The organism is Streptomyces sp. NPDC005070 (assembly GCF_053600395.1).
Genome location: NZ_JBSFZS010000493.1, coordinates 1 through 1,497, shown reverse-complemented (window position 1 = coordinate 1,497; position 1,497 = coordinate 1). Strand labels below are relative to the sequence as shown.

The 1,497-nt window shown below is 71.3% G+C and carries 2 protein-coding genes; one reads left to right on the top strand and one right to left on the bottom strand.

Annotation, left to right across the window (positions count from 1 at the left end):
* Positions 1–223 (bottom strand): YrdB family protein (locus ACWEBX_RS40525; RefSeq protein ID WP_451889695.1); only part of this gene is annotated, 223 nt, incomplete at its 3' end.
* A gap of 164 nt (positions 224–387) precedes the next feature.
* Between ACWEBX_RS40525 and ACWEBX_RS40520 the strand changes: the two genes are divergently transcribed.
* A complete protein-coding gene (locus tag ACWEBX_RS40520; RefSeq protein ID WP_451889694.1) occupies positions 388–1,305 on the top strand; it encodes an NADP-dependent oxidoreductase in 918 nt (305 codons plus the stop codon).
* Positions 1,306–1,497: the final 192 nt, after the last annotated feature.

Genomic DNA, 1,497 nt, shown 5'->3' with positions numbered 1-1,497 from the left:
GCCCGGGCCTCAGCCGTGCCTTCGGCGCCGCGAACAGCGACCAGAGCACGATGGCCGTCAGGGGCACCCCCAGGCCGAGCAGGATGTGGAGCGGCCCACTGTCACCGACGGTGAATCCCCACCAGCTCAGACAGGCGAGCGCGGCGAGCTCCACCACGAACGCCAGGATCTCGTTGGCCGCGAACCACGGTCGCTCGGCAAACAGGGCTGTGCCGGGGTCCATCGACGTGGAGTCCTCTCGGTGTGCATGGGCGGCCGGTATGGCCCGCACGCGGGAACACTACTGCCCCGCACGGCAGTTGAGTCCGACGTCATGGTCGCCGCGCGGTCCTTCCGGGGCTCCGGCGCCCCTGTTTCGCCCGAACGAGGAAGAGCGGTGATCGCAGGATGAAGGCGGTGCGGTTCCACGAGTACGGCGGTATCGACGTGCTGCGGGTCGAGGAGGTGGAGCGTCCGACGCCCGGCCCCGGGGAGGTGCTCGTCGAGGTTCGGGCGGCCGGGATCCAGCCCGGCGAGGTGATGATCCGCGAGGGTGCGCGGCACAAACGCTGGCCGGCTTCCTTCCCTTCCGGGCAGGGCAGCGATCTGGCAGGGGTCGTGGTGGAGACCGGTCCCGAGGTGCGGGGCTTCGCGGTGGGTGACGAGGTCCTGGGCTTCACCCACAACAGGGCGAGCCACGCGGAGTTCGTCGCCGTGGAGGACGTGAAGCTGGTGTCGCGTCCGAAGGGGCTCGCCTGGGAGGTGGCCGGCTCGTTGTACGTGGCCGGCACGACCGCGTACGCCTCCGTGTTCGCGGTCGACCCCGGCCCGACCGACACCGTCGTGGTGTCCGGTGCGGCCGGCGGCGTCGGGGCACTCGCCGTACAGCTCGCGCGACGGCGCGGTGCCACGGTGATCGGGCTGGCGAGCGAGCGGAACCACGCCTGGCTGAAGGAACAGGGGGTGATTCCCGTCCCCTACGGCGAGGGTGCGGCGGAGCGGATCCGGCAGGCTTCCGGTGGGACGGTCGACGCGTTCATCGACACGTTCGGCGACGGCTACGTCGATCTGGCAGTGGAGTTGGGCGTGCGGCCCGAGCGGATCAACACGATCCGCGACTGGGAGGCGGCCGCCCGGATCGGCGCGCACACGTACGGCGAGGGCGCGGCGGCCTGCGCGGTGGTGGTCGGCGAACTGGCCCGGCTCGCGGCGCGTGGAGAGCTGGAGGTGCCCATCGCCCGCGTCTACCCACTGGAGCGGGTACGGGACGCGTTCCGCGAGCTGGAACTGCGGCGAACCCACGGGAAGATCGTGCTTCGGCCCTGAGAACACGCCCCGCCGACGGACCCCGGGCCGGTTCACGGTCAGTCGGCGAACCCCGGTCCGGTTCACGGTCAGTCAACGGGCCCTGATCCCATTCGCGGTCAGTCGGCGGGCCCCGATCCGGTTCGCGGTCAGTCGACGGGCTTCTCCCAGACCGAGACATGCTGACGGCTCTCGCTCGTGAAGGGTTCCCGT